This is a genomic window from Mycobacterium sp. NGS51, from assembly GCF_059812525.1.
Window position 1 is genome coordinate 119668 of record NZ_JCALCV010000015.1, and the last position, 11589, is coordinate 131256.

General features: G+C 63.6%; 16 protein-coding genes and 1 pseudogene. 6 read left to right on the forward strand and 11 right to left on the reverse strand.

Annotation, left to right across the window (positions count from 1 at the left end; all coding sequences use genetic code 11):
• Nucleotides 1–8 precede the first annotated feature (8 nt).
• Nucleotides 9–782 carry a pyrimidine reductase family protein gene (locus AC5Y5W_RS18430; protein ID WP_500009336.1) on the reverse strand — a complete coding sequence of 258 codons (774 nt, stop codon included), beginning with the start codon at nt 780–782 and terminating at the stop codon, nt 9–11.
• On the opposite strand from AC5Y5W_RS18430, the gene zapE reads away from it, so the two are divergent.
• Nucleotides 781–1860: a cell division protein ZapE gene (gene zapE, locus AC5Y5W_RS18435; protein WP_500009337.1), complete on the forward strand. Its 1080-nt coding sequence runs from the start codon at nt 781–783 to the stop codon at nt 1858–1860. The genes AC5Y5W_RS18430 and zapE overlap by 2 nt on opposite strands.
• On the opposite strand, the gene AC5Y5W_RS18440 is transcribed toward zapE, so the two are convergent.
• The 5 genes from AC5Y5W_RS18440 to AC5Y5W_RS18460 form a co-directional block, all read right to left on the reverse strand.
• Nucleotides 1857–2411, reverse strand: a complete 555-nt coding sequence (locus AC5Y5W_RS18440; protein WP_500009338.1) for a GNAT family N-acetyltransferase — start codon at nt 2409–2411, stop codon at nt 1857–1859. The genes zapE and AC5Y5W_RS18440 overlap by 4 nt on opposite strands.
• Nucleotides 2399–2905 carry a hypothetical protein gene (locus AC5Y5W_RS18445; RefSeq protein WP_500009339.1) on the reverse strand — a complete coding sequence of 169 codons (507 nt, stop codon included), beginning with the start codon at nt 2903–2905 and terminating at the stop codon, nt 2399–2401. The genes AC5Y5W_RS18440 and AC5Y5W_RS18445 overlap by 13 nt, the downstream gene beginning before the upstream one ends.
• Nucleotides 2906–2973: 68 nt before the next feature.
• A complete protein-coding gene (locus AC5Y5W_RS18450) occupies nt 2974–3717 on the reverse strand; it encodes a Clp protease N-terminal domain-containing protein (protein ID WP_500009340.1) in 744 nt (247 codons plus the stop codon).
• Nucleotides 3718–4150: 433 nt separating this feature from the next.
• Nucleotides 4151–4636, reverse strand: a complete 486-nt coding sequence (locus tag AC5Y5W_RS18455) for an SRPBCC family protein (protein WP_500009342.1) — start codon at nt 4634–4636, stop codon at nt 4151–4153.
• Nucleotides 4633–5817 (reverse strand): NAD-dependent formate dehydrogenase, encoded by a 1185-nt coding sequence (locus tag AC5Y5W_RS18460; protein ID WP_500009343.1) that lies wholly within the window; start codon nt 5815–5817, stop codon nt 4633–4635. Before AC5Y5W_RS18460 ends, AC5Y5W_RS18455 begins: the two co-directional genes overlap by 4 nt.
• A gap of 114 nt (nt 5818–5931) precedes the next feature.
• Here AC5Y5W_RS18460 and AC5Y5W_RS18465 point away from each other — a divergent pair, with 114 nt between their 5' ends.
• On the forward strand, nt 5932–6246 hold the full coding sequence (locus tag AC5Y5W_RS18465; protein ID WP_500009344.1) for a DUF732 domain-containing protein: 315 nt from the start codon (nt 5932–5934) through the stop codon (nt 6244–6246).
• A 177-nt stretch (nt 6247–6423) separates the two neighbouring features.
• Nucleotides 6424–6690, forward strand: a complete 267-nt coding sequence (locus tag AC5Y5W_RS18470; RefSeq protein WP_500022431.1) for a hypothetical protein — start codon at nt 6424–6426, stop codon at nt 6688–6690.
• Nucleotides 6691–6732: 42 nt separating this feature from the next.
• Here AC5Y5W_RS18470 and AC5Y5W_RS18475 read toward each other — a convergent pair whose 3' ends face one another.
• The gene (locus AC5Y5W_RS18475) at nt 6733–8076 is read right to left on the reverse strand and encodes a S1 family peptidase (RefSeq protein WP_500014091.1); all 1344 of its coding nucleotides are present in this window, start codon (nt 8074–8076) and stop codon (nt 6733–6735) included.
• Nucleotides 8077–8164: 88 nt separating this feature from the next.
• Nucleotides 8165–8407, reverse strand: coding sequence for a hypothetical protein (locus AC5Y5W_RS18480; protein WP_500014089.1), 243 nt, complete (start codon nt 8405–8407; stop codon nt 8165–8167).
• A gap of 123 nt (nt 8408–8530) precedes the next feature.
• Here AC5Y5W_RS18480 and AC5Y5W_RS18485 point away from each other — a divergent pair, with 123 nt between their 5' ends.
• Nucleotides 8531–8797 (forward strand): hypothetical protein, encoded by a 267-nt coding sequence (locus AC5Y5W_RS18485; RefSeq protein WP_500014088.1) that lies wholly within the window; start codon nt 8531–8533, stop codon nt 8795–8797.
• 210 nt (nt 8798–9007) lie between these two features.
• Here AC5Y5W_RS18485 and AC5Y5W_RS18490 read toward each other — a convergent pair.
• Nucleotides 9008–9259: pseudogene (locus AC5Y5W_RS18490) on the reverse strand (hypothetical protein); the annotation flags it as partial.
• 22 nt (nt 9260–9281) lie between these two features.
• On the reverse strand, nt 9282–9515 hold the full coding sequence (locus AC5Y5W_RS18495; RefSeq protein WP_500014086.1) for a hypothetical protein: 234 nt from the start codon (nt 9513–9515) through the stop codon (nt 9282–9284).
• 131 nt (nt 9516–9646) lie between these two features.
• On the opposite strand from AC5Y5W_RS18495, the gene AC5Y5W_RS18500 reads away from it, so the two are divergent.
• Nucleotides 9647–10132 (forward strand): hypothetical protein, encoded by a 486-nt coding sequence (locus AC5Y5W_RS18500; RefSeq protein WP_500014084.1) that lies wholly within the window; start codon nt 9647–9649, stop codon nt 10130–10132.
• Nucleotides 10133–10327: 195 nt separating this feature from the next.
• On the forward strand, nt 10328–10633 hold the full coding sequence (locus AC5Y5W_RS18505) for a GIY-YIG nuclease family protein (protein WP_500014082.1): 306 nt from the start codon (nt 10328–10330) through the stop codon (nt 10631–10633).
• Nucleotides 10634–10665: 32 nt separating this feature from the next.
• Here AC5Y5W_RS18505 and AC5Y5W_RS18510 read toward each other — a convergent pair.
• On the reverse strand, nt 10666–11589 hold a 924-nt coding region (locus tag AC5Y5W_RS18510), incomplete at its 5' end, for a GIY-YIG nuclease family protein (protein WP_500014081.1).

Genomic DNA, 11589 nt, shown 5'->3' on the forward strand with positions numbered 1-11589 from the left:
CACAGTAACTAGACGCCGCGGACATAGCGGGTGTAGAGGTAGCCGTCCTCGTCGGACAGGATGTGGGTGCAGCGCATCGGGCTTTGCACCTGGCTCGGCCCGGTCGCGATGCGGCGGGCCTGGCCGCCGACCACACACGGTGCGATCGTCAAGCACAGCTCATCGAGCATGCCGCGTTCAACGAGCGAGCCGAACAGCATCGGGCCGCCCTCGGTCAGCACCCGGTTGAGGCCGCGGCTGGTCAGGGCTTTCAGTAGGGCGGCCTCGTCGACCAGTGCCGGATCACGGCCCGAACAGTCGACGACCTCGGCCAGGCCACCCAAACGACGACGGGTCGCCTCGGCGGCCGCAGCGCAAGTGAGCACCAGCGGCGGCACCTCGGTGCGGGTGAACACCGGCATATCGCGCTCCAGCCGGCCGGACTTGGTCACGATTGCCAGCGGCGGGACTTCGCTTTGGCCGCGGGCCTGTCGCCGCTGCCGCGCCGACACGCCTGGGCGCGCCCCGGAATAGCTTTCGATGCGCACCGTGCCCGCACCGACCAGGATGACGTCGGCGAGTTCGCGCAGCAGGCTGAACAACGCCCGGTCGACGGGCCCGCCCAATTGGCCGGTGGTGCCGCCGACGGTGGCGCCCCCGTCGATGCTGGCGATGAAGTTGGCCCGCACCCACAGCCCGTCCGATGGATAGGCGTACAGGTTGGGCAGATCGCCGTCGTCGAGCCGGCGGGTGGAGCCCAACAGTGTGAGCTCAGCGGTGAGGTCGGGTCCAAGCTCGGCCATGAGCTTGATTGCAGCACGTCGTTACAGTGCCTGCATGCACGGCCCCACCTCTGCGGACGCCACCGATGCAATCGCGCATCTGGTGGATCGGCATCCGACCGTCTCCCCGGAGCGGCTGATCGGCCAGTTGACGCCCCCACCGATGTTCGCCGAGGTTAGCTTTGCGACCTACCGCCCCGACCCTGCCCAACTAAGCCAGACCGCTGCCGTCGAGGCGTGTCGACAATTTTGCCGACAGGCTGTCGAGCGCCGGGCCGGTCGCCGCAAGCTGTTCGGCAAGCGGGAGGTAGTGCCCGGTGTCGGGCTCTACCTCGACGGTGGTTTCGGCGTCGGTAAAACCCATCTGCTGGCCTCCGCGTACCGCCAGATACCGGACGGCATGCACCGCAAGGCGTTTGCGACGTTCATGGAGTTGACTCAGCTGGCCGGGGTATTCGGATTCGCCGAATGCATCGACCTGCTTGCCGATTACACGCTGGTCTGCATCGACGAGTTCGAGCTGGACGATCCGGGAAACACCACACTGATCGCCCGGATGCTCGCCCAGCTCGTCGAGCGCGGTGTGTCGCTGGCCGCCACGTCGAACACGTTGCCCGAACAGCTCGGCGAAGGCCGCTTTGCCGCCCAGGATTTCCTCCGTGAAATCAACACGCTGGCAAGCATTTTCACCGTCGTGCGGATTGATGGGCCCGACTATCGGCATCGCGACCTGCCGGCCGCACCTGAGCCGCCGTCCGATGACCAGGTCGCCGCGTCTGCCACGCGTGTCGACGGAGCCACTCTCGACGACTTCGACGAGCTGTGCGCGCATCTGGCCACCATGCACCCGTCGCGCTATCTGGCGTTGATCGAAGGCGTGACGGCGGTGTATCTGACCGGCGTGCACGGCATCGACGACCAAAACGTCGCGCTGCGACTGGTGGCGCTGACCGACCGGCTCTATGACGCCGGAATACCCGTGGCGGCCTCGGGTGAGAAACTCGACCACATCTTCAGTGAAGAAATGCTCGCCGGCGGTTTTCGGAAGAAGTACCTGCGTGCCACGTCGCGCCTGCTGGCGCTGACGGCATCGAGCTAGAGCCGCCGGACCATCACGTAGTCGTCCTCGCGACACTCGCCTACCTGAAACGTCCTGGTGCCGCTGACGATAAAGCCATGTTTGGTGTAGAAGCGTTGAGCGCGTTGGTTTTGCCGGTTGACGCCAAGCCACATGCAGGTGGTGCCAAGCTTCTCGGCAGCAGCCAACGCGTCGGTCATCAATGCCGTCGACGCTGCCGTCCGGTGATGATGTTCGAGCACGTAGATTTTCGAAAGCTCTACGGCTGGAAGGGCGCTGACTGCGCGCCTTACGTCGGGGTCGTCGGTGACGCCGCAGACCAGCATCGCGTAGCCCGCAATCCGGCCGGCTTGCTCGGCGACCAGCAACACGCGTTCGGGATCGGCGAGATACTCGGCGAAGCGCGCCGCGGACAAATTGGCTTCGACGAACGCCGCGATGTTCGCCGGTGTCACCGACGCCGGACAGGCCAGGGGAAAGGTGTCAGCGGCGACGGCCGCCAGTTCGTCGAGATCGACGGAATCGGCGCCGGCAATGCGAACCGTGAGAGCGTCTATCGTCAGAGATTCCACTGCGCCAGGTGGATGCCGGTCTTCTTGTCCAGCAGCACCACATTCGAGACCGGATCACGCTGGACGTCCCAGTACACGCCACCGCGGACCACCGACCCGGCCGGCGCATTCCCCAACGCGGCTTCCAGGGCGTCGGGCGCATCGGATGGCCGCGGCCGGTAGGCGTCGGCGAACGGCGTGACGCCGACGAAACTGAAATCAGTGCCCATCTGGAACGGATTAGGCACCCTGATCGCGTGGATCGCCACGTCGGCACGGTCGACCCCGCTGCCAGGGAAACCTTTGACGTAGTTACCGCCGCGCTGGTAGCCGAATCCAGGAGGCGCATCGACACGCTGGACGCTGCTGACGGTGATGTCGGCGATCATCTTGCCGGTGTCCACCCGCAACGTGTCACCGACTCGTCCGATCGGTGCCTCGCCGGCCGAGGCAGGTGGAGCGGCGACGAACCCCGCAACCATGACGGTGATCACGACAATCAACCAGCGGTGCATTGTTTCCTCCTCGGCGACCTTCGCATGATGGCACATCGCGGCGTCTGCGTCGCCGAGTTGGTCGGCAATCAAGCTCCGTCGCTTTTTCGCGCTACCAGCGATTCCAATACGGCGATCAGGTCAGTCTCCGCCCGGACTTTGTCGACACCGGCGCGGTGCAGCGGGCCGGCGCCATCTTCCAGCTCGAGCAGTGCCAGCAATATGTGTTCAGTGCCGATGTAGTTGTGGCCCAAGCGAAGTGCTTCACGGAAGGTCAACTCGAGCGCTTTGCGGGCCGGGCCGCTGAAGGGAATCAGTTGGGGCGGGTTTTCCACCGCCGCGGGCAGTGTGACGGCGGCTCGGACGGATTCGACGTCGATTTGCTGGGCCGCGAGCAGCTTGGGGGCCAGCGCCTCGGAGTCGCCGAGCACACCCAGCACCAGGTGATCGGGGGTGATTTCGCCGTTGTGCGCTGCGTGCGCGGCGTTTTGGGCGGCGACGACGGCGTTGCGGGCCCGCGGTGTGAACCGCTCGAAGCCTTGCTCGGGATCCACTGCGGAGGGCTGCGCGCGGAAAACGAACCGCTTCTGGGCGGCCTGCTTGGTGACGCCCATACTCTGGCCGATGTCGGTCCAGGACGCTCCGGAGCGGCGCGCCTGGTCGACGAAATGTCCGATCAGATGGTCGGCAACCTCGCCCAGATGTTCGGCCGCCAAAACGGCATCGCTGAGTTGGTCCAGCACATCTGCATGCACGTGCTTGATGGCACCGATCAAGTCGTCGAGTCGGATCGAATAATCGATCGGCATGGGTTTGGCGGCGGGCCCTATCATGCCGTCAACATTAGGTTGACGCTCTGCCTGCGTCAACCCTGGGTTGACTACCGTCGTTGGGCCATTTTTTGGCTTGTGTTGAATTACACTGCCGACCATGCGTCCAACCGTGGCTACCGATTGGCGGCGTATGGTTCGGCCGATTCGCCGATTGGCTGCGGCTGTCGCTTGTGTGTTCGCGTTGGCCGGAGTGCCCTTCTCTGTCGTCACGCTCAGCGTTCCGGCACCGAGCCGCGCCGATGTGTGCGAAGACGGTCAGCCGGACTGCTCGGACAGCTCATGCGACGACTCAGACGGTTGCCAGGCGCCACCGCCGGCCTTCGTCCCGGTGCCGGTACCGCGCCCCAATGTCAATGCATGTGTCAACCTCGGCGGGCGGCGTCGGGTCAGCGTGAGCGGATGCATCTGAGTCGTCGGCGCTGACCGCCGCGCCTCAGCCCTTCGGGTAACCGCGTCGAACGGTGCGATCCAAAATGCCCAGCGTGGCGCGCAATGCGAGTTCGGAGATGACCGGGAAAATTCCCGCCGCACGCCACTTTTCGTCGATTTGCGACCAGTCGTAAAACGATGTGACTACGGTGCTTTCACCGTTCTGATCAGGCTCGAGGCGGTAGCCGTAGACATGGCCGATCTGCGGTCGGATCTGACCCAGAATTGTCCAGGAGATCAGCCGGTCGGGCTCGAATTCGCGGATGCTGACGGTGACGTCGTAGCGGCCCATTTGTGGGAAGTCGTTGAGCGCCTCGCGGTCCATGTGCACGACGAAGCTGTCACCGACTGCACCCACAGGTCCGCCGTCGGCGTCCTGCAACATCCCCGATGAGTCGATCGCGACGTGGCCATGTGGGTCGCACAGCACCGCGAAAATGTCGGCCGGCGGGGCCGCGATGCGGCGCTGCACCTCGATTCGTTCGGTCACGAACCGCTGCCGGGACTTCCGCTGCCTCCGGCGGTGTAGGAGGCGGCGCCGGTGCCGGCAAGCTGTCCGCCGTCGACGATGAGGTATTCCTCGCGGATGGGGCGCCCGGCGAACCAGTCTTCGAGGATTTCGCGGGTACCCGCGGCGTAGCGCGCCTGGGCCGACAGGGTGCTGCCGGAGATGTGCGGTGTCATCGCGTTGTGCGGCATGGTGCGCCAGGGGTGGTCGGCCGGCGGCGGTTGGGGGTACCACACGTCGCCGGCATAACCGGCGAGTTGACCGCTTTGCAGTGCTGCCACGATCGCGTCGCGCACGCAGATTTCGGCGCGCGCGGTGTTGACGATGTAGGAGCCGCGGCGCATCGATCCCAGCAGCTTTTCGTCGAACAAGTGGTAGGTCTGCGGGTGCAGCGGTGCGTGGATGGACACCACGTCGACCGCGCGCACCAGCGAGGCCACGTCGGGATGAAACGTCACGTTCAATTCCTGCTCGAGCTCAGCCGGCAGCCGACGGGTGTCGGTGTAATGCAGGTTGACGTCGAAGGGCGCCATGCGGCGCAGCACGGCCTGTCCGATGCGGCCGGCGGCCATCACGCCGACGTCGAGGCCCTCCACGTCGTAGGCGTGCGCCACACAGTCGGCGATGTTCCAGCCGCCCTCGGCCGTCCATTGGTGCGACGGGACGAAGTTGCGCACGAGGGCCAAGATCTGCATGACGGCGTGCTCGGCCACGCTGATGCTGTTGCTGTAGGTTTCCTCGGCCACGGTGATGCCGCGGGTGATCGCGGCGTCGAGGTCGACGTGGTCCGATCCGATTCCGGCGGTGATCGCCAGCTTGAGTTTCGGCGCTTTGGCGATTCGCTCTGCGGTCAAATACGCCGGCCAAAACGGCTGGGAAATCACGATATCGGCGTCCGGTAGCTCACGCTCGAACTCCGAATCCGGACCGTCTTTGTCCGAGGTGACCACCAACTGGTGGCCACCTTCTTCGAGGAACTTGCGCAACCCCAACGCGCCGGACACACAGCCCACCAGCTCACCGGGAGTGAAGTCGATCGATGACGGGCTGGGCAGACTCTGACCGCCCGGGTAGCCCTGCAGCACCGGGATACTGTCGCGCGCATACTCCGGGGGATAACCGGTTTCCGGGTCGGGATACAGCACCAGCACGACCTTGGCCATGACGTAATTCCTCCTCAGTGTCCGCGTTATCGAGCCCGGGTCGAGACTAGCCCTTGCCGTCGACAGGACAGCACTGCCCGGGTGCGCGATGATGGAGCAGTGAAACTGCTCTCGATGCTGGCCGGCGTGGCGGCCATGATCTGCGTGGCCGTACCGGCCAACGCCGATCCGGGCAGCGTCGACGCGGAGTTCGTGACTGCCCTGAACAAGGCCGGCATCACCTACGGCAGCCCCGAACAGGCTGTCGCGGCGGGCAGACAGGTGTGCACGCTGATGGACAGCGGCCAGCAGGACATCGACATCGTCAGGAAGGTGGCCGAGCAGAATCCCGGCTTCACCATCTCCGGTGCCGCCAAGTTCGCCGCGATCGCGGCGAGCGCATATTGCCCCGAATATGTCGTCGGCGGTCCCAGCCAAGACGCCAATTAGGTTGCCCTAGAACAGGCTTGGCGGTAAGCGGGCCGCCGCCGCCGGCCGCTAGGCAGCTGTTGGCTACGACGCTAGCCCGGTCGCGCGTAGATGCGCCGGAATCCTCTGGCGGCCTGGTGCCGGTGGGAACGAACCGGCACCGCGCCGCCGCCCTGGCCCGCTGGAGTGGTGCATCGGATGCGCCGCGCACAGAACACCGATGGGCTACGGCAACTACGACTCGCTGATCACCGGCGCTCGCTGCAACGCTGGCGTACCGGTCAGCGTGACGAGCTCGAGGACGCTCTAGCCGCCGGTCATGCGGTGCGGGTCTCGACCGCGCAGCTGATGCGGGCCCTCATGCATGTCGGCCTGCCTCACGGTGACTACGCATTCGGCGGTGCCGCGTACGGCACGACGTTCGTGCTCGACGCGCGCGACCAGCTGACCGAGTTGGCGGCATGATCATGGGCTCGCACGTCGGTCCTTTGGCATACCTCACGAGCTTTATTCGCGCGCTTTCCATTCCACGAACACTCGAACAATCTGGGGCAAGTGGAAAAGTCCCGTGGAGTTGTCGGTAGCGATCGCGTCACTTGCTGCCATCACGGTGTCCCTGTACTCGCTCGCCAGTTCATCGTCGCGGTGCTGTATGAAGTAGGCACGGTCGTCAGGATCTACGTTTTCCCACCATCGTCCGAGGTCGTCCCGTCGATCGTTGAGTACTTCCACTAAGTTCGGCGAAAGCCGGGCTGTGCCACTGTCTTCTGACAGATTTATCACCCATTCGGCGCGGCGACCGAGACCGCCCGGAAGCAAGGCCAGCTGATTCATGAGTTGGTCTGATAATGCTCCGCTGGGGTTTGCGAACAGTGTGATCAGGTCCTCCATGTCGAGGTGGTCCAATAAGACTTGTTCGGTATCATCGTCGATGCTGCGCAGACTCACTCTTGTCGCCCGTACACATTCGCGGCAAATAGCATTGACTTCTTCTATGCGCCAGCAGAATCCGAGGTCGGATGAGCCGGGGTCACACTCGGCGGCGGTACGTCCCGAATACACGCCGAGCAGTTTTGAGTGCGTTCCGATCGTGTATTGGAGCTTCTTCTCCGATGTCAGAAACAGCGTGTTGGGCGGCCGAAAAAACATGACCGGGGATCCCGACTGCCCTCGCCTCGTGCGGGCGTCGACAAGAAACAGTGGCAGCTCAAGCCCGAGTTTTGATCGCCAGTAAAACGCGGGCTCGGACGCAATGGTCCCCCGAATCCAGAGCGGAAGATCAAAACCGCTCTGGAGTCCGTATGGATACCCGACAATGAACACATCCTCGGTCGGCCGCAGTCTCTCGTCACGCGGCGTTTCCGGCGTGGCTGGCGACATTTCCCACGGATCAATAAGCACATCGTCGTCCTTGACGTTGAATGGCAGTACCGCGACGTCCACTCGGCGCCCATACCGCGGATGCTCGTACCACAGCGGATTCCACTCTGCGTCGATGAGCGGCACCAATACCTGCTTGATTTCCTGAGGTTTAGTGAGGTCGTATCGTCCGTCTGGCGGAGGTCGTAGGCGTAGGCCGATGCGTACGTGAGTCGGCTCGGTCTGATAGGTACCGATGTATCTGTCGTTTTCGGCATGCTTCGCAGAGAAGTTATGCCCGGCCGTCACGAGGTAAAGCTTCCCGTCGAACCTGTACAAGAATGCGCTCCCGTCAGCCATCGGCCGAGCGGCTTTTAGAGAGGCGCGGTCAATGTCCGTTCCGGTTGGCGAGAAGTACATCTTGATGGGCAACGAGCGGATCGACTCGACGGCAATCTCGATGTGAATCCCGGGCGGCTCGCTGGTCGTCACAAACTCCGAACGTACACACGCCAGGCAACGCCAAAAGCCGACCTACGTGGACAGCGCAGCGGTCGCCCTGGGAAGTCTCTACCGCGGATCACGGTGTCACGTATTGCTGGCAGCGGTAGGTGACCGGATCGCAGATCAGCGGGTTGGTGGTCCAGCCGCCGTAGGTGCCGGGTACGTCCCAGGTGTTGAGGCCGGGGCCGTTCCACTGCGGGGGCCCCTCACAGTTCCAGTCGCCCTCGAACAAGCAACGCGGTGCCGCGCTGGCGGCCGGCGCCGTAATGATTCCTAGGGCCGCGGCTGTGACCGCTGCGAGCGTCAAAATCAGCCTCATACAGCAACTTTACGCCCTAGCCCTCGCAATGAGGTCAGGCCGTTTGCCCGTGCCCGCCGCCCAAACCACGCCCACAGTCCTACGCTCGGGTTGTTCAGACCGGTGAGGGGAAGGAGGAGCACCTTGACGAAGGATCACTGGCAGCATCTGGGCGTGCCCGACGGTTGGACCGCAAGCGCGATGCTCAAGAACGTGGTCCTCGACCACATCGGCCCCGACAGGGTGTTCGAGTCGATCGACGATGCGACGCGGGAACGGATACTGGGCTTCACCGCGCTTGCCGTCGTGGAGTTGGCCGGAAAGTTGGCGACCCTCGGCAACTTCCTCCTCGCTGATCAGCCCGATGAGGTGAAGCGCGCTTTTCTTGGCGACGCCGAAGAGGATCTTTAACGCACGCTCCGATGCTTCTGCGCAAAAAGTGCTTCGAGATGAGCGCGGCGGAAGTGACGGTGTACACACGCCGACGCGCGGAGTCCGCTACTGCGACCGCCAAACTCGCTTCCGAGCACGGGGCTGAGTTGAACGCACAGCCTGCCGCTTTCCCGCCTTCCGCGCCTTGCGGGGCCGGTCCGGTTCATCGTCGACGACTTCGCCTGATTCCGGATCAATCAGACCTTCCTTACCGAACCGCTGGTATGCGGCCTGGCGACTGATCCCCAACGCGACACCAATCGCTTCCCACGTGTCGCCGGCTATCCGGGCATTGGCCACCGCGGCCCACAGCTCACCCTGGGCGGCCTCGACCGCTTGGGCTGCCGCGATGATCCGCCGAATATGCGACGCGTCCCGCGCGTCCGCTGGATCCGGCTCGATCGAGTCCAGCCAATCCTCAAGGTCTTGCTTGTGCTTCACATTCGCCATCGTCGTCACCACCTCACTGGAGGTACCTGTAGAACTTCGGCCGCAGCTTCATCGCGTGGATGATCCGCTTCGGCTCGTCGGTCGGGACGATCAACTCCAACAACGCGCCGCTGCGGTCGGGGCCGATCGCGAGGTACTGGAGCGCATCGTTGTACTCCAGCAGTACGTAACGCAGGTGATTACGCCACGCGTGGAGAATGTCATCGTCCTCGACCCCGTGGTCGTGGGCGCTGTCCCTGATCTCCATATGTTGTAGATGATCCGTTTACAGCGCTCTATTTGTCAAGTAAACGTTTACAAAGATCAGGCCCGGGCCATTCTGCTCCTCGAGGGTTACCGCATCAAACAGCGGACCCATGGATCGCGATGGAAGGTTGCATGATGCTCGGGGAGACGTGGGAAGACCAGTACCGCAGAATGCAGCGCTCCTACGCACTCGTGAAGGGCGGCGCACGCGACAAAGACACTCGCCTCGATGCGCTCTACCACTTCTGTTACGACGTGCTGCACTTCCGCGACTGGATCAACAAGTCGAAGGAGGTCGGCGAGCCTGCCAGGAGCGAGGTACGGCTTCTGTTCAGTGCCAAGGGCCGCAAGGGCACGTCGTGGGCGATCCAGGCCTGCGCTGACGTCGCGAACGCGGCGAAACACTTCGAACTCCGGACGCGCGACGATCCACCCGCGGAAGTCGTAGGCCACGACCAAGGTACGACGTTCCCCTTCAAATTCCCGGCCAAGTTTGGGTCGGCTCACTTCGTGATCGACATCGACGGCACGCGGCACAACGCGTTAGCGGTCGCTGACGCAGCCGTCTCGGAATGGGACGATTGGCTGACCAGCCACGGTCTCGACATTCCAGAATGAGACTCGCCCGCGGATCGCAGGCTATACCGTTCCCGCGGACATCATCGCGGCCCGTATCTCGTCGTCGTCGTCGACCGCGGTGTAACGCTCGGTGGTCGCTGTACATCCGAATCTTGCACAGGGCCGGCGACGCAGCGTCCCTTCGGGCGCGTGCCGCGGCGGACAAGTGATCGCGGACTCGCTTATGGTCGCGGGATGGCTCGGCGCAAGCAGATCTACAAGATCACCTACCCGAACGGGATGATCTACGTCGGCATGGATCTGACCGGATCGCCGCTGTACTTGGGTAGTCCGAGCGCCGGCGCGAAGATCGCCGCAGACCTCGGCCTCGACCCGAACCGGTTGGAATTGACGCTTCGCAAGGAGATTCTGTGGGAGTCGGAGACGGCGTCCGACTCGGAGGTTCGCAAGAAGGAGATAGCGCTGATTGTTCAGCATGGCGCGAACAATCCGGCGATCGGCTACAACCTGATTCCCAAGTGGCGACCGCCACCTAACTAGTCGGGAGACGGTACGCACACGATGTGTAACTGCTACTCGACGCCTCGGCTTTCCCACTCGCCGAATGTCCCTTCTGAGGAAATCCACTCTCGACGACCGTTGCAGGACCGTCCGAGGGCGACGGCACCGGCGGTCGATGGGGCGGAAAACACGATGTTCCGGGTTACGTGGCCGGTTTCGCCTTCGATCACGATCGCCCCGTTCTCGACCAGTTGCTCATGTTGGTCCCGGTAGGAACGATATGCCTTCCGGGTGCTCTGCGCCTTGCCGACGCCATGCCAGGAGGCGACCACCAACGAACCAGCGAGCATGGTGAACTCGCCGTCTATCTGTTGCGCCCGCGCGTCCACGCCGAGTTTGGCGTGCCCGAGCCGAAAGATGGGTGATGTAGTCGGTTCCCCGAAACCGGCCGCCGCCGCGTGCGGCTGCGGAATCCGAATGGCATTGACGCCGAGGACCGGCAGGACGATTTGCAACTGAGAAATGAAATAGTCCATGTCCGACTTGTCCGCCTCAGGCAACGCCGGGGCAGCGGGCGTAGTGCTGTTGTCGACCTCTACGCGGCCGGCTTCCGTTGCCAGTGCGACCAGCTTTGACTCCAAGTAGCGGCCATGAGCCTTAGTCAGGTTGGCGTCCTTGGACGTGATGATGACAACCCGATCCCAGGACTTCTTGTTGTGGTTGCGCAAGCGGTCGGCGACGACCTCCGCCTCGCCGATGTAGCAACGAGTTTTTCCGAGGGCTTCTTCGTCGTCGCTTAGTAGCAAGTAAGCGCCGGCGTGCTGCGCCTCGTCGCGTAGAAGAAGTTTGGCCAGGTCCGACTTGCCGGCCGTTAGAAGGTGGCCGGTCCAGTTTGTAATTTCAGCGGTTGTCAACCCACCTGGTGTCCCGTCGATCAGAAATAGCTTGATTTGCTTCCCGCTCATCGGAACACCGTAGCCAGAGGGGCGCTCGCT

What these genes read in the sequence shown, in the direction of transcription:
- AC5Y5W_RS18500 (WP_500014084.1), top strand. Translation starts at nt 9,647, where the DNA reads ATGATGCTCGGGGAGACGTGGGAAGACCAGTACCGCAGAATGCAGCGC.
- AC5Y5W_RS18480 (WP_500014089.1), bottom strand. Translation starts at nt 8,407, where the DNA reads ATGAGGCTGATTTTGACGCTCGCAGCGGTCACAGCCGCGGCCCTAGGA.
- AC5Y5W_RS18465 (WP_500009344.1), top strand. Translation starts at nt 5,932, where the DNA reads ATGCTGGCCGGCGTGGCGGCCATGATCTGCGTGGCCGTACCGGCCAAC.
- AC5Y5W_RS18505 (WP_500014082.1), top strand. Translation starts at nt 10,328, where the DNA reads ATGGCTCGGCGCAAGCAGATCTACAAGATCACCTACCCGAACGGGATG.
- AC5Y5W_RS18450 (WP_500009340.1), bottom strand. Translation starts at nt 3,717, where the DNA reads ATGATAGGGCCCGCCGCCAAACCCATGCCGATCGATTATTCGATCCGA.
- AC5Y5W_RS18470 (WP_500022431.1), top strand. Translation starts at nt 6,424, where the DNA reads ATGCGCCGCGCACAGAACACCGATGGGCTACGGCAACTACGACTCGCT.
- AC5Y5W_RS18445 (WP_500009339.1), bottom strand. Translation starts at nt 2,905, where the DNA reads ATGCACCGCTGGTTGATTGTCGTGATCACCGTCATGGTTGCGGGGTTC.
- zapE (WP_500009337.1), top strand. Translation starts at nt 781, where the DNA reads ATGAGCTTGATTGCAGCACGTCGTTACAGTGCCTGCATGCACGGCCCC.
- AC5Y5W_RS18430 (WP_500009336.1), bottom strand. Translation starts at nt 782, where the DNA reads ATGGCCGAGCTTGGACCCGACCTCACCGCTGAGCTCACACTGTTGGGC.
- AC5Y5W_RS18495 (WP_500014086.1), bottom strand. Translation starts at nt 9,515, where the DNA reads ATGGAGATCAGGGACAGCGCCCACGACCACGGGGTCGAGGACGATGAC.
- AC5Y5W_RS18460 (WP_500009343.1), bottom strand. Translation starts at nt 5,817, where the DNA reads ATGGCCAAGGTCGTGCTGGTGCTGTATCCCGACCCGGAAACCGGTTAT.